At 64.0% G+C, this 19,548-nt stretch carries 21 protein-coding genes and 1 pseudogene; 11 read left to right on the forward strand and 11 right to left on the reverse strand.

Annotation, left to right across the window (positions count from 1 at the left end):
• Positions 1-24: 24 nt before the first annotated feature.
• On the reverse strand, positions 25-840 hold the full coding sequence (locus tag CR917_RS10130; protein WP_043864476.1) for a M48 family metallopeptidase: 816 nt from the start codon (positions 838-840) through the stop codon (positions 25-27).
• Between the two features lie 1,237 nt (positions 841-2,077).
• On the opposite strand from CR917_RS10130, the pseudogene CR917_RS28040 reads away from it, so the two are divergent.
• Both CR917_RS28040 and CR917_RS28045 read left to right on the forward strand, forming a co-directional pair.
• Positions 2,078-2,281 (forward strand): annotated as a pseudogene (locus tag CR917_RS28040) (HAMP domain-containing protein); the annotation flags it as partial.
• Between the two features lie 111 nt (positions 2,282-2,392).
• Positions 2,393-3,136: a methyl-accepting chemotaxis protein gene (locus tag CR917_RS28045; protein WP_370409190.1), complete on the forward strand. Its 744-nt coding sequence runs from the start codon at positions 2,393-2,395 to the stop codon at positions 3,134-3,136.
• An 85-nt stretch (positions 3,137-3,221) separates the two neighbouring features.
• Here the strand turns inward: CR917_RS28045 and CR917_RS10140 are convergent, their stop codons facing one another.
• Genes CR917_RS10140 through CR917_RS10150 form a run of 3 tightly spaced genes read right to left on the reverse strand, consistent with a single transcriptional unit; the run spans position 3,222 to position 4,294 of the window.
• A complete protein-coding gene (locus tag CR917_RS10140) occupies positions 3,222-3,842 on the reverse strand; it encodes an SOS response-associated peptidase (protein WP_043864354.1) in 621 nt (206 codons plus the stop codon).
• A gap of 9 nt (positions 3,843-3,851) precedes the next feature.
• Positions 3,852-4,112 (reverse strand): putative signal transducing protein, encoded by a 261-nt coding sequence (locus CR917_RS10145; protein ID WP_043864353.1) that lies wholly within the window; start codon positions 4,110-4,112, stop codon positions 3,852-3,854.
• Positions 4,112-4,294: a CPXCG motif-containing cysteine-rich protein gene (locus CR917_RS10150; RefSeq protein WP_104572245.1), complete on the reverse strand. Its 183-nt coding sequence runs from the start codon at positions 4,292-4,294 to the stop codon at positions 4,112-4,114. The genes CR917_RS10145 and CR917_RS10150 overlap by 1 nt, the downstream gene beginning before the upstream one ends.
• 123 nt (positions 4,295-4,417) lie before the next feature.
• Here CR917_RS10150 and CR917_RS10155 point away from each other — a divergent pair, with 123 nt between their 5' ends.
• Positions 4,418-5,581: a 1-acyl-sn-glycerol-3-phosphate acyltransferase gene (locus tag CR917_RS10155; RefSeq protein WP_043864351.1), complete on the forward strand. Its 1,164-nt coding sequence runs from the start codon at positions 4,418-4,420 to the stop codon at positions 5,579-5,581.
• 107 nt (positions 5,582-5,688) lie between these two features.
• Here CR917_RS10155 and CR917_RS10160 read toward each other — a convergent pair whose 3' ends face one another.
• Complete coding sequence (locus tag CR917_RS10160) at positions 5,689-5,949, reverse strand: hypothetical protein (RefSeq protein WP_054916233.1); 261 nt, start codon at positions 5,947-5,949, stop codon at positions 5,689-5,691.
• Positions 5,950-6,112: 163 nt separating this feature from the next.
• On the opposite strand from CR917_RS10160, the gene CR917_RS10165 reads away from it, so the two are divergent.
• Positions 6,113-6,319 carry a hypothetical protein gene (locus CR917_RS10165; RefSeq protein ID WP_043864349.1) on the forward strand — a complete coding sequence of 69 codons (207 nt, stop codon included), beginning with the start codon at positions 6,113-6,115 and terminating at the stop codon, positions 6,317-6,319.
• Positions 6,320-6,391: 72 nt separating this feature from the next.
• On the opposite strand, the gene CR917_RS10170 is transcribed toward CR917_RS10165, so the two are convergent.
• On the reverse strand, positions 6,392-6,976 hold the full coding sequence (locus tag CR917_RS10170) for a YajG family lipoprotein (RefSeq protein WP_043864348.1): 585 nt from the start codon (positions 6,974-6,976) through the stop codon (positions 6,392-6,394).
• A gap of 791 nt (positions 6,977-7,767) precedes the next feature.
• Here CR917_RS10170 and mqo point away from each other — a divergent pair.
• Positions 7,768-9,273, forward strand: a complete 1,506-nt coding sequence (gene mqo / locus CR917_RS10175) for a malate dehydrogenase (quinone) (protein WP_043864347.1) — start codon at positions 7,768-7,770, stop codon at positions 9,271-9,273.
• A 54-nt stretch (positions 9,274-9,327) separates the two neighbouring features.
• On the opposite strand, the gene CR917_RS10180 is transcribed toward mqo, so the two are convergent.
• The 3 genes from CR917_RS10180 to CR917_RS10190 form a co-directional block, all read right to left on the reverse strand.
• Positions 9,328-9,615 carry a PA4642 family protein gene (locus tag CR917_RS10180; RefSeq protein ID WP_054916234.1) on the reverse strand — a complete coding sequence of 96 codons (288 nt, stop codon included), beginning with the start codon at positions 9,613-9,615 and terminating at the stop codon, positions 9,328-9,330.
• Positions 9,616-9,686: 71 nt separating this feature from the next.
• Positions 9,687-10,154 carry a hypothetical protein gene (locus CR917_RS10185; RefSeq protein WP_054916235.1) on the reverse strand — a complete coding sequence of 156 codons (468 nt, stop codon included), beginning with the start codon at positions 10,152-10,154 and terminating at the stop codon, positions 9,687-9,689.
• Between the two features lie 154 nt (positions 10,155-10,308).
• The gene (locus CR917_RS10190) at positions 10,309-10,866 is read right to left on the reverse strand and encodes a hypoxanthine-guanine phosphoribosyltransferase (RefSeq protein ID WP_043864344.1); all 558 of its coding nucleotides are present in this window, start codon (positions 10,864-10,866) and stop codon (positions 10,309-10,311) included.
• A 165-nt stretch (positions 10,867-11,031) separates the two neighbouring features.
• Between CR917_RS10190 and upp the strand changes: the two genes are divergently transcribed.
• Positions 11,032-11,670, forward strand: coding sequence for a uracil phosphoribosyltransferase (upp, locus tag CR917_RS10195; RefSeq protein ID WP_054916236.1), 639 nt, complete (start codon positions 11,032-11,034; stop codon positions 11,668-11,670).
• A 2-nt stretch (positions 11,671-11,672) separates the two neighbouring features.
• A complete protein-coding gene (locus CR917_RS10200) occupies positions 11,673-12,947 on the forward strand; it encodes a uracil-xanthine permease family protein (protein WP_043864342.1) in 1,275 nt (424 codons plus the stop codon).
• A gap of 87 nt (positions 12,948-13,034) precedes the next feature.
• Here CR917_RS10200 and hemH read toward each other — a convergent pair whose 3' ends face one another.
• On the reverse strand, positions 13,035-14,051 hold the full coding sequence (hemH, locus tag CR917_RS10205; RefSeq protein ID WP_104572246.1) for a ferrochelatase: 1,017 nt from the start codon (positions 14,049-14,051) through the stop codon (positions 13,035-13,037).
• Positions 14,052-14,063: 12 nt separating this feature from the next.
• The gene (locus CR917_RS10210; protein ID WP_058540648.1) at positions 14,064-14,966 is read right to left on the reverse strand and encodes a TIGR01777 family oxidoreductase; all 903 of its coding nucleotides are present in this window, start codon (positions 14,964-14,966) and stop codon (positions 14,064-14,066) included.
• 185 nt (positions 14,967-15,151) lie between these two features.
• Between CR917_RS10210 and CR917_RS10215 the strand changes: the two genes are divergently transcribed.
• From CR917_RS10215 to phrB, 4 genes are all read left to right on the forward strand, one after another.
• Positions 15,152-16,138: an NAD(P)/FAD-dependent oxidoreductase gene (locus tag CR917_RS10215; RefSeq protein ID WP_043864339.1), complete on the forward strand. Its 987-nt coding sequence runs from the start codon at positions 15,152-15,154 to the stop codon at positions 16,136-16,138.
• Between the two features lie 112 nt (positions 16,139-16,250).
• A complete protein-coding gene (locus CR917_RS10220; protein WP_054916238.1) occupies positions 16,251-17,207 on the forward strand; it encodes a DUF523 and DUF1722 domain-containing protein in 957 nt (318 codons plus the stop codon).
• Positions 17,197-18,087, forward strand: a complete 891-nt coding sequence (locus CR917_RS10225) for a MerR family transcriptional regulator (RefSeq protein ID WP_104572247.1) — start codon at positions 17,197-17,199, stop codon at positions 18,085-18,087. Before CR917_RS10220 ends, CR917_RS10225 begins: the two co-directional genes overlap by 11 nt.
• A gap of 28 nt (positions 18,088-18,115) precedes the next feature.
• Positions 18,116-19,543, forward strand: a complete 1,428-nt coding sequence (gene phrB / locus CR917_RS10230; RefSeq protein ID WP_104572248.1) for a deoxyribodipyrimidine photo-lyase — start codon at positions 18,116-18,118, stop codon at positions 19,541-19,543.
• Positions 19,544-19,548 lie beyond the last annotated feature (5 nt).

A 19,548-nucleotide genomic window follows, 5' to 3' on the forward strand; every position in this document is an offset into this window, starting at 1 on the left:
GCAGTGCCGGCGAAGGTCACGGCGCTATTTTCTGGCTTGCTCGTACAACGGCATCACCTTGGGAATCGCCGCCTGCAACGACGCGATACGGCTGCTCGAAGCCGGGTGAGTGCTCATGAACTCAGGCTGCGAACCACCCGACGCTTCGGTCATCTTGTTCCACAGGCTGATCGCCGCATTCGGGTTGTAGCCCGCACGCGCCGCCAGCTCCAGGCCGATCAGGTCGGCTTCGTTCTCGTTGCTGCGGCTGTTGGGCAAGGTCATGCTGTACTGCACCACGGTGTCGGCCAGCGCCAGGCTGTCCTGGCCCAGGCCGAACAGGGCACCTGCGCCCTGGCGCGCCATCTCCACACCATAGGCCTTGGACATCGCCTCGCGACCATGCTCGCGCAGGGCGTGGGCGATCTCGTGGCCCATCACCGCCGCGATCTCGTCGTCGGTCAGCTTGAGCTTGTCGATCAGGCCGGTATAGAAAATGATCTTGCCACCCGGGCCGCAGTTGGCATTGAGCTCGTCGCTCTTGATCAGGTTGACTTCCCATTTCCACTGCGCCGCATCGGGGCGGAACTTCGGCGCCTGCACGATCAGCCGATCGGCAATGGCCTGCACCCGCTTGGCGGTGGCACTGGTCTTGTCGAGCATACCCTTGGTGGATGCCTCACCCAGGGTCTGCTGGTACGACTGCGCGTACATCTGGTTGACCTCATCGGTCGACAGCATGCTGAACATGTACTGCTTGCGCTCCACGCCCACCGCTCCACCACTGGTGGTGTTCACGGCCTGGCAACCGGCCAGCAGCACACTGGCGCTCAAGGCACCGATAACAACTGATCTACGCATGAAAACACTCCCTTCGAACATGCGGCGTATCCTAGGCCGCGCATCATAAACGCGCTACAGCCGTTCGCGAAGAATTGCATCGCCACACTCATGCTTTGCCCCCGGCGCGCCGATAACGCCCAGACAGGCGACCCTCTTTGCGCTCGGAGCTCCCATGAAGTTCAAGTCGATCCAGTTTTCCGTGGCCGCGCTGGCCGGTGCCATCGTGCTGAGCATCGTTGCAGCACTGGTGCTATACGCAGTGTATTCCGGTGCCCGCACCCAGACGCTGGTGCACAACCGCACCCAGCAACAGTTCGAGGCAGTGATCGAGCAACGCCTGACGGCCCTGGCCCAGACCCAGGTCAGCCAGATCCAGCGCAGCCTCGAGGCGCCGCTGCTGATCGCCCGCGGCCTGGCCACCACCAATGCCCTGATCGGCATGCAGGATGCTGCCGGCAACCCGCAGCTCAAGCTCGAACGCGAACAGATGATCGCCCTGCTCAGGCAGACCGCCCTGGACAACCCGCTGCTGCTGGGCGTTTACGTGGGCTGGGAGCCCAACGCGCTGGACCACGACGATGCCCGCTATGCAGGCAGCACGCTGGCGGGCGTCAACCCGCAGAGCGGGCGCTTTCTGCCGTGGTGGTACCGTAACGACGACGGTAGCCTGACCCTCGACAAACTCCAGGATGTGGACGATCGTACCCTGCTGCCCACGGGCGTGCGCACCAGCGAGTACTACCTGTGTTCCAAGGAGACCGGCAAGGCCTGCGCCATCGACCCGGCCCCGTACCAGGTGGGCAACAAGACCGTGATGCTGGCCTCGTTCGTCGAGCCGATCATGGTCAACGGCCAGTTCCAGGGCATCGCCGCCGCCGACCTGTCGCTGAACTTCATCCAGGATATGCTCAAGGCCGCCGACGCCCAGCTGTATGACGGCGCGGGCGAGATGGCGCTGCTGTCCAACAACGGACGCGTGGTGGCCTACACCAAGGATGCGAGCACGTTCGGCAAAAAAGCCAGCGATGTGCTGCAACCCAATGAAGTGGCGGTGCTCGGCAACCTGTCGGGCAAGGCGCTGCACTACGAAATCGACCATGCCAGCGGACAGATCGAGCTGTTCGTGCCATTTGCCGTGGGCAACACCGCCTCGCGCTGGACCTTGCTGCTGCAACTGCCGGTCAGCGCGGTGATGGCCGACCTCGACGCGCTGCAGCGCGAAATGAGCGCCCAGCGTAGCACCGACCTCACCGGCATGATCGTGGTCGGCCTGGGCATCGCCGGGCTTGGCCTGCTGGTGATCTGGCTGCTGGCCCACGGCATCGCCCGGCCGCTGCGCCAGATGGTCGGCATGCTGGACGACATCGCCCAGGGCGAAGGTGACCTGACCCGGCGCCTGAGCAGTGATCGCGCCGACGAACTGGGCGCCATCGCCCGTGGCTTCAATACATTCCTGAGCAAGCTGCAGGCAATGATCAGCCAGGTGGTGGTGTCGGTGCAGAAGGTCAGCGACTCGTCCGAGCACACCGCCGACATCGCCATTCGCACCAACCAGGGCGTGCACAAGCAGATGGCCGAAATCGACCTGGTGGCCACTGCGGTGCATGAAATGACCGCGACCGCCCAGGACGTGGCGCGCAATGCCACCCATGCGGCGCAAGCGGCCAGCAATGCCGACCAGGCCGCCAACCAGGGCCTGGAGATCGTGCGCAACACCTCCACCTCGATCAGCGCCCTGGCCGAGGAGATCGGCCGTGCGGTGGGTGTGGTACAGGCCCTGGCGCGCGACAGCGAGAACATCAACGCGATCCTGGTGGCGATTCGTGCAATTGCCGAACAGACCAACCTGCTGGCGCTCAACGCGGCCATCGAGGCAGCGCGAGCCGGTGAACAGGGACGCGGGTTTGCCGTGGTGGCCGATGAAGTGCGCAACCTGGCGCAGAAGACCCAGCAGGCTACCGAAGAGATCCAGCAGATGATCCAGCAGTTGCAGCAGGGCACACGGGATGTGGTGCAGGTAATGGAGGACAGTCAGGGCAAGACCGAAGTCAGCGTGCAACAGGCGGCGCAGGCGGCCCAGGCGCTGGAGAGCATCACCCGGGCGGTGTCGGTGATCAACGACATGAACACCCAGATCGCCAGCGCGGCGGAGGAGCAGAGCGCAGTGGCCGAGGACATCAACCGCAACGTGATCAATATCGGTCAGGTGGCCAATGAAGTGGCTGGCGGGGCGGACGAGTCGAGCACAGCGAGCGCGGAGCTGACCAAGCTGGCGGAGCAGCAGCGCCGGTTGATCAATCAGTTTCGCGTCTGAGCCAGAAGCTTTGCCGGCAAGGCCGGCTCCTACAGGGGCATGCAGTGCCTGTAGGAACCGGCCTTGCCGGCGAAGGGCTCACCACTTACGCCGGGGTCAGGCACTCCGGCGCATTCAACTTCGGATCATTTACCAGGTTCGCCAGCACCCGCTCGCGCAAGGCGGCCTGCGGGCCAGCGAGCAATTCCTGCAACTTCACCAGCGGCGTCTGCGGGTCCAGCCACGCGGCCTGCCCTGCCGCATCCAGAATCAGCGGCCGGCGCTGGTTGACCGCGGCCTGGGTCACCACCGCCGTGCTCAGCCACACCTGGTCCTGCACCGGGTAGGCCTCCCACACGCCGGCAAAGAACAGCGAAGACCCCTCGCCCGGCGTCAGCCAGTACGGCCGCTTGCGCGCCGTGCCGCGCCACTCGTAGAAGCCGTTGGCCGGCAGCAGGCAACGGCGCAGGCGAAACGCTTCGCGAAACATCGGTTGCTCGGCCAGGGTCTCGGCGCGCGCCTGGGCCGGGGTGCGCGACAGGTCGGTCAGCCACGCCGGGGTCAGCCCCCAGCGCGCCCGCGCCAGCTCCAGCTGGCCTTCGCGCTGACGCTGGATCAGCACCGAGGCGCCGGGCGAGATGTTCCATTGCGCCTGCTGGTCAGGCGGGAACCCGGGCAGCGCGGCAAACGCCGAAGACCAGCGAAACAGGGCGTAACGTCCACACATGAGCAAAACCTAGCAAATCAGTATTCCCGGAAGGCTCTCCGGCTCGTCGCCAGGAAGCGGCTGGGCGCCATTGTACGCGGCGATCAGCTGGCGTGCGTATTCGGCCTGCGCATCGGGCACCGCCAGGCCCAGCAGCCCCTGCATCGGCAGCTCGCCCACGGCGCCCATCAGGTCGCGCCCACTCAGGTGCGCCTGGATCCCTTCGCTGCGCAGCATGCCGATCAGAAGCTCGGCCTCCAGCAGACTTTCCGGCTCGTAGATACGCTGCATCACTCGTCCTCGCGCTTGACGTCCAGCATCCACTCCTCGCCATGCACCTGCAGCACGAACACGATCGGCCGGCAACAGACCTGGCAGTCCTCGATATAGACCTGGTCGCCACCGGACAGGTCAACGGTGGTTTCCACTTGCTCATCGCAGTAAGGACAATCATAGAAAGCAGATTCCACCATCGCAGTCTCCCAGGTGACTTGTGCGTATAATTGCCGGTCTATTTACAGGCCTTGCCGGTGTCTGAGCCGTTTTTCAGTCCGCAGCCCTACTATTACCCTAGCCGTTTCCAACAAGAGAGCATGATGGGCGAATTCGATGCCATCCGACCGTACAACGACGCCGAGGTGCCCGCCGTGCTGGCGCGCCTGCTCAGCGACCCGGCATTTCTGGATATCCTCACCCACTTTCGCTTCCCGCGCATGGCCGGGGCTTTCGGCTGGTTGCTCAAGCCGCTGATCGCTCGGCGCCTGCGCAAGGAATTTGCCGGGGTCAGTTGCGTATCGACCCTGCAGGACAAGGTCGAATACTACGTCGACCACACCATCGACCGCGCCACCGACGGGGTGACCTACACCGGTGTCGAGCAGTTCAAGTCCGGCAGTGCCTACCTGTTCCTGGCCAACCACCGCGACATCGTGATGGACCCGGCCTTCGTCAACTATGCGGTGTACCACGCCGGCCTGCCGACCCCGCGCATCGCGATCGGCGACAACCTGCTGCAAAAGCCGTTCGTCAGCGACATGATGCGCCTGAACAAGAGCTTCATCGTGCACCGCTCGATCACCGGGCGGCGCGAAAAGCTGGCGGCCTATCAGCTGCTGTCGGCCTACATCAACCACTCGATCCGCAACGACTGCGCCTCGATCTGGATCGCCCAGGCCGAGGGGCGCGCCAAGGATGGTGACGACCGTACCGATTCGGCGATCCTCAAGATGTTCCACATGAGCCGCAAGGACGAACCGTTCGGCGCGGTGATCCAGTCGCTGAACCTGAGCCCGGTGTCGATCAGCTACGAGTACGACCCGTGCGACCAGGCCAAGGCCCGCGAGCTGTACATCCGCGCCACCACCGGCACCTACAGCAAGGCGCCTGGCGAGGATGACGTGAGCATCGCCCAGGGCATCACCGGCTACAAAGGCCGCGTGCACATCAACTTCGCCCCGCCGGTGAGCGAGTACTTCGAAGACACCAAGCAACTGGCGGCGGAAATCGATCGGCAGATACTGGGTGGCTACCGGTTGTTCCCGGTGCATTACCTGGCGTATGCACAGTGGGCCGATGCCGACCCGCAGTTGCAGGTGCCCAGGGCCGCCGAGGTGTTCCCGGCCGATGAGCTGGCCCGAGCCCAGGCCGAGTGGCAGCGGCGCCTGGATGCCTGCCCGGTGGAACACCAGCCGTACCTGGTGCTGCAGTATGCGATGCCGGTGCGCAACCAGTACCGCGTCAAGGCGGGGTTGGCGCTCTAGAGCGCGTCGCCCGTATCGCGGGTCAAGCCCGCTCCCACAGGGATATCACTGGCTTTGAGTACAGTGCAGAACATGTGGGAGCGGGCTTGACCCGCGATGGCTTCACCTCAGATCCAGGTACTGAACCACGACAGCAGCAGCGCCATCGCCAGGCACGAAAACCCCAGGATGTAGTAGAACCGGTTCACCCGCAGGTTCATCCCCTCCACCATCACCTCATCACGCGCCAGCCCCGCCAGCGCCTGCGCGCCACGACGCCGCGCCGCTTGCAACAGCAACCCGCCAGGGCAGGTAATCAACAAGGCCAGCACATTGATCAGCTTGGCCGGGTGGGCCGCCAGCAGCCCCCACATCACTTGCAACGACATCGCACAACCTCGATAAAAAACCAGACCTCGACACGCCGCGCATTCTACCCAAGCGCCAGCGGCTCTCTCGTACTTTGCGACCGATGACAATTAAATCCGGCCGTCACACGTTCGTCATCCCGACAAGCCACTCTATTGCCCTTCAACACTCAGGGAGCTTGTCATGCTGCACGCCGAAAACCAGGACCGCCTCTATCTGATCGCCCCCAGCGATGAACAACAGGCCTTGATCGACGGCCTGGCGTTCAACGTCCAGGACCGCCAGTGGCTGGTGTACTGCGCACTTGGCGGGCATGCCCACCATGACCTGCCGGAGGTCGACCAGGGCACCGGCATCAGCCTGCTGGACTTCTACGTCGAAGCCGCCTGAGCAGGTCACGCCCACTAAAAAGCCCGATGCCTGCAACGAGGCATCGGGCTTTTTCGTTTGCCGTCAGCGGGTTTACTCGCCCAGTACCTGACCGACCGTCGGGTCCTTGAACAGGCGGGTCAGGGCGTCGCTGAGCACGTCACCCACCAGCTTGGTGTTGGTTTCCTGGTTGGGCGCCATGCCGAAGCGCTGGTCCAGCGAGGCGCCGTAGCGACCACTGTAGCGGCGGTTGGCATTGGACACGTCGGCACGGAAGGTGGCGCCGATAGTGGCCTCGGTCACATACAGGCCTTCCTTGGGCGACTGGTACTTCAGCTCGGCCAGGGTCACGGTCAGCTGCGGGGCGTTGTAGGCGTTCGCCGTGGGCGTGAAGCCCAGCAGGCGCACCGCTGCCTCGGCCTGGGCCTGCAGCTTGGGCACGATGTCATTGCCGTTCACGGTGATGGCGCTGGTTTCCGGGTACAGCCCGCCGCGGGTACCCAGGGTTTGCGAAGGACGACCATCGACCACCTTGACCACCACCGGCTGGCCACGACCCACGGGCGCGAGCTGGGCAGTGAGTTTGGGTTGCGGGCTGAGTTGTTGCGGGCTGTGGGCACAACCGACCAGAGTCAGGCTGGTGACAGCGATCAAACCGAACAACAAACGTTGCAACATGCTCATCTCTCCAGGAATAGCAGCAAAGGTCGCCAGTATAACCACCCGGGATCACCCCAGCCATCGGGGCCAGCCACTGTCACAATCGTTTCATCATCGACCGCGTAGACTGCCCACCTGCGCCGGTGAACGCTCTGTTCAGCCGCCTGCCCCCTGCAGGCCAGCCCGCCACGGCGTGGCCGGCGAAGCAAAGCGCAACAAAAGTCGTTAATAAAGATCGTTTCTGCCCGCGACCTCGTTATAATCTCCCCCCGATTATAAGGACGTCTCCTGATCGGGCCTCGCAGCACCGCCAATGCCATTGCATCGGCATCCCCGAATCGCCCACAGAGAGCCGCCCACACAGGTCTTGCCAAGCTGGTGTGCCCGCGTTCCTTCGGCGCTCTGCTCTGCCTGAACCTGCCGGGTTTGCCATCGTGCACACCCTTTTTGAGGTTCACGACTCCAAAAGAGCGTGAAAAAACGGTTTTCACAACTTCACGAGAGTGTGGCGAGCAATGAACAGTCTGGCATGTGTAAAAGCAGCAACTGCGTCCCTGAAAGCCCCAAACAGCTGGCAACAGCACTCATCTGCGATGGGTGACTAAGGCCGGTCCATAGCGCACGATGGACACCTTGACCATAAGTCGAATTGCCGCACGGGCGGTAAAATGCGTTCATAGGCAACGCAAAGCCCGGTTGGTGGTGTCCGCGGAAGTTGAAAAACCTGCGAAGTAGCGGACATGGAAATCCCGGCCAAGCCTGGGAGCCATGCTGTCAATTTGGTGCTGAAGATTTTTGGAGACGCGTTAATGGCGCAGAACGAAGCAGTCGATGTAGTACTGGTAGGGGCCGGCATCATGAGTGCCACCCTGGCCGTACTGCTCAAGGAACTCGACCCGGCGATGAAGCTGGAAGTCGTCGAGTTGATGGATTCGGGTGCCGCGGAAAGTTCCAACCCGTGGAACAACGCCGGGACCGGCCATGCCGGGCTGTGTGAGCTGAACTACACGCCGCAGGCCGCCGACGGCAGCATCGACATCAAGAAAGCGGTGCACATCAATACCCAGTTCGAGGTATCCCGGCAGTTCTGGGCCTACCTGAGCAAAAAGGGCGCCTTCAAGAACCCGCGTGCCTTCATCAACCCGATCCCGCACCTGAGCTACGTCGAAGGTGACAAGGGCGTCGCGTTCCTGAAAAAGCGGTTTGAATCGCTCAAGCCTCACCACGCCTTCGCCGAGATGGAATACACCGAAGACAAGGCGCTGATGAACGAGTGGATGCCGCTGATGATGCCGGGCCGCCCCGCCGACCAGCACATCGCCGCCACCCGCGTGATGAAAGGCACCGACGTCAACTTCGGCGCCCTGACCAACAAGCTGCTCAAGCACCTGGCCGACACCCCCGAGTCGCAGGTCAAGTACAGCAAGAAGGTCACCGGCCTGCGCCGTAACGGCAGCGGCTGGACCGTCACCATCAAGGACGTCAACAGCGGCAGCAGCCGCGACGTCGATGCCCGCTTCGTGTTCCTCGGCGCCGGTGGCGCGGCCCTGCCGCTGCTGCAGCTGTCGGGCATCGAGGAGAGCAAGGGCTTCGGCGGTTTCCCGGTCAGCGGCCAGTGGCTGCGCTGCGACAACCCCGAGGTGGTCAAGCGCCACCAGGCCAAGGTCTACAGCCAGGCCGCCGTGGGTTCGCCGCCGATGTCGGTACCGCACCTGGATACCCGCGTCGTCGACGGCAAGACCTCGCTGCTGTTCGGCCCGTACGCCGGCTTCACCACCAAGTTCCTCAAGCACGGCTCGTTCCTCGACCTGCCGCTGTCGGTGCGCCTGGGCAATATCGGGCCGATGCTGGCCGTGGCCCGAGACAACTTCGACCTGACCAAGTACCTGGTCAGCGAGGTGATGCAGTCGATGGAACAGCGCCTGGAATCGCTGCGTCGCTTCTATCCTGAAGCCAAGGCCGAAGACTGGCGCCTGGAAGTGGCCGGGCAACGGGTGCAGATCATCAAGAAAGACCCGAAAAAAGGCGGCATCCTGCAGTTCGGTACCGAACTGGTGGCGGCCAAGGACGGCTCGCTGGCCGCCCTGCTGGGCGCCTCGCCGGGTGCTTCGGTCACCGTGTCGATCATGCTGGAACTGATCGAACGCTGCTTCCCCGAGCAGGCCAAAGGCGCCTGGGCGGCCAAGCTCAACGAGATCTTCCCGGCACGGGAGAAGGTCCTGGCGACCGACGCTGCGCTGTACCACAAGATCAGCGCGCAGAACGACGAGGCCCTGGGCCTGGTCGAGAACCAGCCGACGCAAAGCTACGCGTAAGCGTGATGCATGAAAAAACGCCCCTGGGGGCGTTTTTTCATGGCTGCGATGTACTCACTTGCGGGCGCTGTCGATGATCTCGATGTACTCGGGCGCATTGCGCTGGTCGCCGATCACCTGGGCGAAGGTGTTGCCGTGCTCGTCCTTGCCGTCCACATCGTATCCGGCCTCGACGAAGAAGCCGACGAAACGTTCGAAGTCATCGATGCGCAGGCCGCGATAGGCCTTGATCAGTTTGTGGTGCGAGGGCGAGCTGGCATCGGCCGGTTCGAACTGGAGAAACGACTTGATGTAGTCGTCGCTGATCTCATCACCAATCACTTGCTTCTTGTCTTTACGCATTGCCGACTCCAACTGAACCATCACGGACATTTTTCACGGGCCGGCAGTTTACCCCCCGGCAGCGCTGTGGCTCAACGCGCGCGTAGGGTGCCGGTGTGCACATCGGCCCAGATATGACCGTTGGCATAGCTGAGGAACTGCACGTACAGGGTGTCGTTGCGCAGCAGGTCGAGAATCACCCGGTACTGGCTGGCGGGATAGTTGAGGGTCAGGGTGCGGCTCTTGGCGTCGAACGCCGGCTTGCGCAGGCTCTTGCCTTCGCCGTCGAAGCTGATCAGCACCTCGCTGATGGTGGCGCCCTTGTTCAGGGGCTTGCCCTTGAGGCGCATCAGCACCGGTGCCGTGACCGGTATCGGTTGCTGGTTGGACTGACGCTGGTTGCCGACCACCACCGAATACTGGGTCACCTGCAGCAGTTGCTGGGCTTCGGGGGTTTCCTGGCGCAGGGTAAGGTCGTCGGGCGGCAGGAACTGGCTGTGCAGCGGCGCGGCGGCCAGGGGCAGGCTGGTCAGCAGCAGGAGGGCGAGGATGGCGCGCATGGCAGGCTCCTTGGGGGCGGCCTGGCACTCTAGCATGAGAAATGTACGAAGCTGATGGCCTCTTGTGGGAGCGGGCCTGACCCGCGATGCAGGCACCGCAAATAGCTGATACCGCATCGCCCCTTTCGCGGGCCAAGTCAGCTCCCACCCGGTTTTACATGCCCTTCACGGCATAGATACCCGCCGCATTGCGCCAGTAGCCCTTGTAGTCCATGCCGTAGCCGAACACATAGCGGTCAACGCAGCTCAAACCGCAGTAGTCGGCCTTCAGGTCAGGGCTGGCCTTGCGGTCGTGGTCCTTGTCCACCAGCACCGCGCTGTACACCGCCTTGGCACCGGCATGCTTGCAGAAGTCGATGATGGCGCTGAGGGTGTGCCCTTCGTCGAGGATGTCGTCGATGATCAGCACTTCTCGATCGATGAACGACACTTCGGGCTTGGCCTTCCAGAACAGGTCACCGCCGCTGGTCTGGTTGCGGTAGCGCGTGGCATGCAGGTAGGACGCCTCCAGCGGGAACTGCAAATGGGTCAGCAGCTTGCCGGAGAAGATCAGGCCACCGTTCATCACGCAGAACACCACCGGGTTGCGGTCGGCCAGGTCGGCGGTGATCTGCGCGCCCACACGGGCAATCGCCGCTTCGACTTCGGCTTCGCTGTGCAGGCAGTCTGCTTCACGCATGACTTGACGGATATGCTCGAGATCAGCGGACATGACGCTCTCCAGGGGGCTGCGGTTGAGAAAAGCGGGCAAAGGTACGCACCCTCACGCATCAGATCAAGCATTTATGGACTAACGTGCACAATGCCTATAGGACACCTGCGGCCGAATAGATTACTCTAGCGCGGTTTTTTTGCCCGCCCCCCGGAGCCTTTCCCTATGCCAACCCGTGAGATCCGCCATCCGCTGATCCGTCACAAGCTCGGCCTGATGCGCCGCGCCGATATCAGCACGAAGAATTTTCGCGAACTCGCCCAGGAAGTCGGCGCGCTCCTGACGTACGAGGCAACCAAGGATCTGCCGCTGGAAAGCTACGACATTCAAGGCTGGTGCGGCACCGTACAGGTCGAGAAGATCGCCGGCAAGAAGATCACCGTGGTGCCGATCTTGCGCGCCGGTATCGGCATGCTCGACGGCGTGCTCAGCCTGATCCCGGGCGCCAAGGTCAGCGCCGTGGGCGTTGCCCGCAACGAGGAAACCCTCGAAGCGCACACCTACCTGGAAAAACTGGTACCCGAGATCGACGAGCGCCTGGCCATGATCATCGACCCGATGCTGGCCACCGGCAGCTCCATGATCGCCACCATCGACCTGCTGAAGAAGGCCGGCTGCAAGGACATCCGCGCCATGGTGCTGGTGGCAGCGCCCGAAGGCATCGCGGCGGTCGAGGGTGCACACCCCGACGTGCACATCTACACCGCCTCGATCGATGAACGCCTGAACGAACACGGCTACATCATTCCCGGCCTGGGCGATGCAGGCGACAAGATCTTCGGCACCAAGCAGAAGGACACCTGAACATGCAGGACGAGTTCAACGACCCGCTCTGGCGCCAGGTCGTCTCCGGCGCGCAGATGCTCTTCGTGGCATTCGGCGCGCTGGTGCTGATGCCGCTGATTACCGGCCTCGACCCCAACGTTGCGCTGTTCACTGCGGGCCTGGGGACTCTGCTGTTCCAGGTGGTCACTGGCCGTCAGGTGCCGGTGTTCCTCGCCTCCAGTTTTGCCTTCATCACCCCCATCATTCTCGCCAAGGGCCAGTTCGGCCTGGCCGAGACCATGGGCGGGGTAATGGCGGCCGGGTTCGTCTACACCTTCCTGGGCCTGGCCGTGAAGATCAAGGGCACCGGCTTCATCGACCGCCTGCTGCCGCCGGTGGTGATCGGCCCGGTGATCATCTCGATCGGCCTGGCGATGGCGCCGATTGCCGCCAACATGGCCATGGGCAAGGCCGGTGACGGCGCCGAACTGCTGCCCTACAGCACCGCAATGATGATCTCGATGCCGGCGCTGCTCACCACCCTCATCGTGGCGGTGTTCGGCAAGGGCATCTTCCGCCTGGTGCCGATCATTGCCGGGGTGCTGGTGGGCTTTGGCCTGTCGTTCTACTTCGGTGTGGTCGACACCGCCAAGATCGCCGCCGCCCCCTGGCTGGCCCTGCCGCACTTCACCGCGCCGGCCTTCAACTGGCAGGCGATCCTGTTCATCGTACCGGTGGCCCTGGCCCCGGCGATCGAGCATATCGGCGGCGTGATTGCAGTGGGCAGCGTGACCGGTCGCGACTACCTGAAAAAGCCTGGCCTGCATCGCACCCTGCTGGGTGACGGCATCGCCACCACCACCGCCGGCCTGTTCGGCGGCCCGCCCAACACCACCTACGCCGAAGTGACCGGCGCGGTGATGCTGACCAAGAACTACAACCCCAAGATCATGACCTGGGCGGCCGTGTTCGCCATCAGCCTGGCCTTCGTCGGCAAGTTCGGCGCGTTGCTGCAGAGCATTCCGGTGCCGGTGATGGGCGGCATCCTGTGCCTGCTGTTCGGCTCGATCGCGGCAGTGGGCATGAACACCATGATCCGCCACAAGATCGACCTGAGCGAAGCGCGCAACCTGGTGATCGTCTCGGTGACCCTGGTGTTCGGGATTGGCGGTGTGCTGGTCGGCACCGGTACCGGCCCGGACGACTGGGGCCTGAAGGGTATCGCGCTGTGCGCCGTGGTGGCCATTGCGCTCAACCTGCTGCTGCCGGGCAATGACGGCTGGAAGAACAAGGTGCTGGACGACCATTTGCCTTGATCTGAAACGCTTCGCCGGCAAGGCCGGCTCCTACAGGGGTTCGCGCAAACCTGTAGGAGCCGGCCTTGCCGGCGAACGCTGCACTACCTAACCCGCCTGCTCACACAACTGCGTAAGCGCCTCCACCCACTGCGGGTGATCATTCAGGCACGGCACCAGCACCAGCTCTTGCCCGCCCGCCTCGACAAACTGCTCGCGACCGCGATCGCCGATTTCTTCCAGCGTCTCGATGCAGTCGGCCACGAACGCCGGGCACATCACCAGCAGCTTCTTGACGCCTGCCTTGCCCAGCTCGTCCAGGCGCGCCTCGGTGTAGGGTTCGATCCACTTGGCCCGGCCCAGCCGCGACTGGAACGACACCGACCATTGGCCCTCGGCCAGGCCCATCTTCTGCGCGAACAACTCTGCTGAACGCAGGCACTGCGCGCGATAACACACCGCCAGCACCTCGGGCGAAGCGTTGCGGCAGCAGTCGGCATTCTGGAAACAATGCGAACCGGTGGGGTCGAGTTTCTTCAGGTGCCGCTCGGGCAAACCGTGAAAGCTCAGCAGCAGGTGATCGAAGCCCTGCTCCAGGTACGGCCTGGCACTGGCCACCAGCGCGTCGATGTACAGCGGCTGGTCATAGAACGGACGCAGCACCGGCATCTGCAATGCCAGCTTGTGCTCGGCCACCACGGCCTTGGCCTGCTCGATCACGGTGGTCACGGTGCTGTCGGCAAACTGCGGGTACAACGGCGCCAGGGTCACCTTGGTGACGCCCTGGCCGGCCAGACGCTGCAACACCGTGGACAGCGAAGGCTCGCCATAGCGCATGGCGATTTCCACTGGGCCATGGGCCCAGTGCGCGCCCATGGCCTGCTGCAGGCGCCGGGTCAGCACCACCAGCGGCGAGCCTTCCTCCCACCAGATGGAAGCATAGGCGTGGGCCGACTGCTCCGGACGCTTGATCAGGATCAGCGAGACCAGCAGGCGACGCACCGGCCACGGCAGGTCGATCACATACGGGTCCATCAGAAACTGGTTGAGGTAACGACGCACGTCGGCGACGGAAGTGGAAGCCGGTGAACCCAGGTTGACCAGCAGCAGAGCATGATCGGTCATGCAACATCCTTTTCAGAGGCGCGCGGACAAGTCATCCAGCGCCGATTGCACATCGTTGTAACGGAACGTGAAGCCTGCCGCCAGCAAGCGCACCGGGCGCGCCCGCTGGCCACCCAGCAGCAATACCGACAGTTCGCCGAGCCCGGCGCGCAGCACCAGCGCCGGCAACGGCATGAACGCCGGGCGGTGCAGCGCGCGCCCCAGGCGTCGGGCAAATTCGCGGTTGCGCACCGGCTCCGGCGCACAGGCATTATAAGGACCGCTGGCATCCTCGCGCTGCAACAGAAAATCAATCAGGGCGATTTGGTCGTCCAGATGGACCCACGGCATCCACTGGCGACCACTGCCAATCGGCCCGCCCAGCCCGAGCTTGAACGGCAGGCGCAGGCGCGACAAAAAGCCGCCCTCGGCCGCCAGCACCAGCCCGGTACGCACCAGCACCACCCGCATGCCCAGGGCCTCGGCGCGCAGCGCGGTTTCTTCCCAGGCAATGCACAGCTGGCTGGCAAAGTCCTCCTTGACCGGCTGCGACAGCTCGGTCAGCTCGCGCTCACCACCATCGCCATACCACCCTACCGCCGACCCCGAGATCAGCACCGCAGGGCGCTGCTGCCGGCCTTGCAGCCAGGCAATCAACTGCTCGGTGAGGGTGATGCGGCTAGCCCATAGCAGCGCGCGTCGGTGCGACGTCCAGGGGCGATCGGCAATCGGCGCACCGGCCAGGTTGACCACGGCGTCCACCGGCTCCTCGCCCAGTTCGTCGAGCCGGGCAATGCCGCGCACCCCTGCCCCGCACACCTGAGCGACCTGCGCCGGACGCCGGCTCCACACCGTCAGGCGATAACCCCTGTCCAGCCAGAAGCGGCAAAGGTGTCTGCCGATCAGGCCCGTACCACCGGTCAGCAATATATGCATGGCTGTGTCCTCACATGGCGCGCGCTGGTCTATTTTTAAGTTCAAGGCACTTTTTTGACCGAACGCTCTCGGATAAACATAGGCCAACCTGCAACGTCGAGCGGAATCATCTTATACAAGCTGGAGATATTGTACAGGCTTGTCGGGCAGCGTAGGCTGTTTCCAAAAGGTTCGAAGAGGCCATCATGACTGTTCCTATCGCAATCATCGGTGCCGGCATCGCCGGCCTGTCCGCCGCCCAGGCCCTGCAGAAGGCCGGGCACACCGTGCACCTGTTCGACAAGGGCCACGGCAGTGGCGGACGCATGGCCAGCAAACGCAGCGAAGCCGGCGCCCTGGACCTGGGCGCGCAGTACTTCACGGCCCGCGACCGACGTTTCGTCGAACAGGTCCAGGCCTGGCAGGCCAAGGGCTGGGCGGCCGAATGGAAGCCGCAACTGTACAACTACCGCGAAGGTCAGCTGACCCCCTCGCCGGACGAGCAGATCCGCTGGGTGGGTGTACCGCGCATGAGCGCCATCACCCGCGGCCTGCTCAAGGATGTCACCGTCAACTTCAATTGCCGCATTGCCGAGGTGTTCCGCGGCAAGCAGTACTGGCACCTGCAGGACACCGAGGGCGGCAGCCACGGGCCGTTCAGTCGCGTCATCATTGCGGTGCCGGCGCCCCAGGCCACGCAGCTGCTCAGCGCCACCACCAAGCTGGCCGGCATGGCCGCCAGCGTGCAGATGGAGCCCACCTGGGCCATTGCGCTGGGCTTCGATACGCCCCTGGACACCCCCATGCAGGGCTGCTTCGTGCAGGGCTGCGACCTCGACTGGCTGGCGCGCAACCGCAGCAAGCCCGGGCGTGACGAAAAACTCGACACCTGGGTTCTGCACGCCACCGCCAGCTGGAGCAAGCAACACATCGACCTGTCGCGCGAGGCCGTGATCGAGCACCTGCTGGGCAACTTCGCCGAACTGGTGGGCTGCGCCGTGCCGGCCCCCACCTTCACCCTGGCCCATCGCTGGTTGTATGCCCGCCCGAGCAGCAGCCATGAATGGGGCGCGCTGGCCGATGCCGACCTGGGCCTGTACGCCTGCGGCGACTGGTGCATGTCGGGGCGCGTCGAGGGCGCATGGCTCAGCGGCCAGGAAGCGGCGCGGCGCCTGCTCGAACACCTGGAATGACCCCTGCACCGGCTGAAGCTGTACAGAACATTTGACTTGTACAACGCGTTATCTATGATGAGCGAAGCTGTACATAATTTTGTTTCTGTACAAATTTCAGTCGAGAGCGACCATGGCGGCCACCAGACCAAAGATTGCCATCAGTGCATGCCTGACCGGCGAAGAGGTCCGCTACAACGGCGGGCACAAGGCCTCGCGCCTGTGCAATGAAGTGCTGGCCGAGCACTTCGACTTCATCGGCATCTGCCCCGAGGTTGCCATCGGCCTGGGCACACCTCGCCAGGCCATCCGCCTGACCGGTGACCCGGCCAACCCCAGGGCCGTGGGTAGCCGCGATGCCAGCCTGGACGTCAGCCAGGCACTGGATGCCTACGGCGCAGAAATGGCCGGGCAACTGACCGACATCTGCGGCTACATCTTCATGCAGAAATCGCCATCCTGCGGCCTGGAACGGGTCAAGGTGTACCAGGCCAACGGCTACCCGGCCACCGAAGGCGGTCGCGGCCTGTACGCCGCACGGTTCTGCGCCCAGCGCCCCGACCTGCCGGTCGAAGAGGATGGCCGGCTGTGCGATCCGGTACTGCGGGAAAACTTCATCACCCGCGTGTATGCCTACGCCGACTGGCAGCAACTGCTGGCAGGCGGGCTCAGTCGGCATGCCCTCATCGCCTTCCACTCGCGCTACAAGTACCAGTTGATGGCGCACAACCCCCAGCAGTACAAGGTGCTGGGCAAGTTGCTGGGCAGCATGCAGCGCCAGGACGACCCCACCCAGATCGGCCCACGGTATTTCAGCCAGCTGATGAGCGCCCTGAGCCGCTGCGCCAGTCGCGGCACCCACGGCAACGTGCTGATGCACCTGAGCGGCTACCTGCGCCGGTTTCTCGACCCCCGCGACAAACAGGAAATCCGCGCCCTGATCGAGCAGTACCAGGCCGGCATCGTCCCGCTGGTGGTGCCGCTGACCCTGCTCAAGCACCACCTGCGCCGCCACCCCGATCCCTACCTCATGCAGCAGGTCTATCTGCAACCGCACCCGGAAAACCTGAGCCTGCGCAATGCCATCTGAAGACGACCTGCTGCCCATTCGTGAAGTCACCCGCCTGACCGGGGTCAACCCCGTGACCCTGCGCGCGTGGGAGCGTCGCTACGGGCTGATCGTGCCGCAGCGCACCGGCAAGGGTCACCGGCTCTACAGCGCCGCACACGTGCAGCGCATCCAGCAGATTCTGCAATGGCTCAACCGCGGAATCGCGGTGGGCCAGGTCAAGCCGCTGCTCGACACCTCCCCAGCAGTGCAACCCGCACCCGGCAACGACGACTGGCACACCCTGCGCCTGCAACTGGTCGACTGCATCGCGCAACTGGCCGAACGCCGACTCGACCAGCTGTTCAACCAGGCCATGGCCCTCTACCCCGCCGCCACCCTGTGCGAGCAACTGTTGCTGCCGTTGCTGCAAGAACTCGACACCCGCTGGCACGGGCACTTTGCCGCCCGCATGGAGCAGGTGTTCTTCCATACCTGGCTGCGCAGCAAACTTGGCGTGCGGGTGTATCACAACAACCGTCAGCTGAACGCCGCGCCCGCCCTGCTGGTCAACGCCTCGGCCCTGCCATTCGACCCGCAGCTGTGGCTGTGCGCCTGGCTGCTCAGTGATGCCGGCTGCGCGGTCGAGGTATTCGACTGGCCGCTGCCACCTCGAGAGCTGGCGTTTGCCGTGCAGCAGGTCAAACCCTGTGCGTTGGTGATGTGCCTGAACGCAGCGCTCGATCCGCGTGAACTGCAGCGCAGCCTCAATGCGATCGATCTGCCGACCCTGCTGCTGGGCAGCATGGCCGCGCTCTACAAGGAGCATGCCGAGGCGGCGGGCCTGCAGGCAGGCAACGTGCATCTGCCGTCCTCTGTGGTGGCGCTGCCCGCCCTGTTGCTGGGCCTGCTGGCCACCTGACGTCTCCCCCACATTCACAGGATTTCGTATGCAACTGATCTGGCTGCGCAACGACTTGCGCGTTCACGACAACACTGCGCTGGCCGCTGCCTGCTCGCGCGGCCCCACCCTGGCGGTGTGGCTGGTAAGCCCCGGGCAGTGGCTCGCCCACGACGACGCCCCGTGCAAGGTGGACTTCTGGCTGCGCAACCTGCACAGCCTGCGCCAGTCACTGGACGCCCTGAACATTCCCCTGCTGATTGTGCCTGCCGACCAGTGGGCCGATGCACCTCGGGTGCTGCTCGCGCTGTGCAGGCAACATGCGGTCAGTACCGTGCACCTGAACGAGGAATACGGGGTACACGAACAACGTCGCGATCAGGCCGTGCAGCAGGCATTGCGCCAGGCCGACATCCAGGTGCACAGCTACCTGGACCAGTTGCTGTTCAAGCCCGGCAGCATCCTGACCCGCAGCGGCGGTTACTTCCAGGTGTTCAGCCAGTTTCGCAAGGTGTGCTACGAACGCCTTCACCTGGGGCTTCCCTCACGGGTAGCGGCGCCGGCAGCCCAGGCCCGGCTGGCCATTGCCAGCGACACCGTCCCCACCCAGGTGGCCGGCTTCGAGACGCCGCCCGACGCGTTGCGCACGCTGTGGCCGGCAGGCGAGGATGAAGCCGCGCGCCGCCTGGCGCGCTTTGTCGACGAGGCCATCGAGGATTATCCGGTACAGCGCGACCTTCCTGCCGTGCCTGGCACCAGCCAGCTGTCGGCCTACCTCGCCGCCGGGGTGATCTCCCCCCGCCAGTGCCTGCATGCCGCCCTGGCCTGCAACTTCGGCGAATTCGACAGCGGGAATGCCGGCGCCATCACCTGGATCAACGAACTGCTGTGGCGCGAGTTCTACAAGCACATCCTGGTGGGCTACCCGCAGGTTTCCCGCCACCGTGCCTTCAGGTCACATACCGAAGCCCTGCCCTGGCGCAACGCGCCACAGGACCTGCTGGCCTGGCAACAGGGCCGCACCGGCATCCCTATCGTGGATGCGGCCATGCGCCAGTTGCTCGCCACAGGCTGGATGCACAATCGCCTGCGCATGGTCACGGCCATGTTTCTGACCAAGAACCTGCTGATCGACTGGCGTGAAGGCGAACGCTTCTTCATGCGCCACCTGATCGACGGCGACCTGGCCGCCAACAACGGCGGCTGGCAGTGGAGCGCCTCGACCGGTACCGACGCCGTGCCCTACTTTCGGATCTTCAATCCGGTGAGCCAGTCGCAACGCTTCGACCCTGCAGGGCGATTTCTGAAGCACTGGCTGCCTGAACGCGGCAACCTGGACCACAAGGCCGTCCATTTACCCAATGTCCAGAACGATTTGTTTGCAATAGATGTCTATCCTCATGCAATTGTAGACTTAAGTTCTAGTCGACAACGCGCACTGGATGCGTTCAAACACCTACCTAAACGCAACGATTGAGGAAA

The sequence above is a fragment of the Pseudomonas sp. BRM28 genome (assembly GCF_002939405.1).
GTDB classification, from domain to species: Bacteria; Pseudomonadota; Gammaproteobacteria; order Pseudomonadales; family Pseudomonadaceae; genus Aquipseudomonas; species Aquipseudomonas palmensis.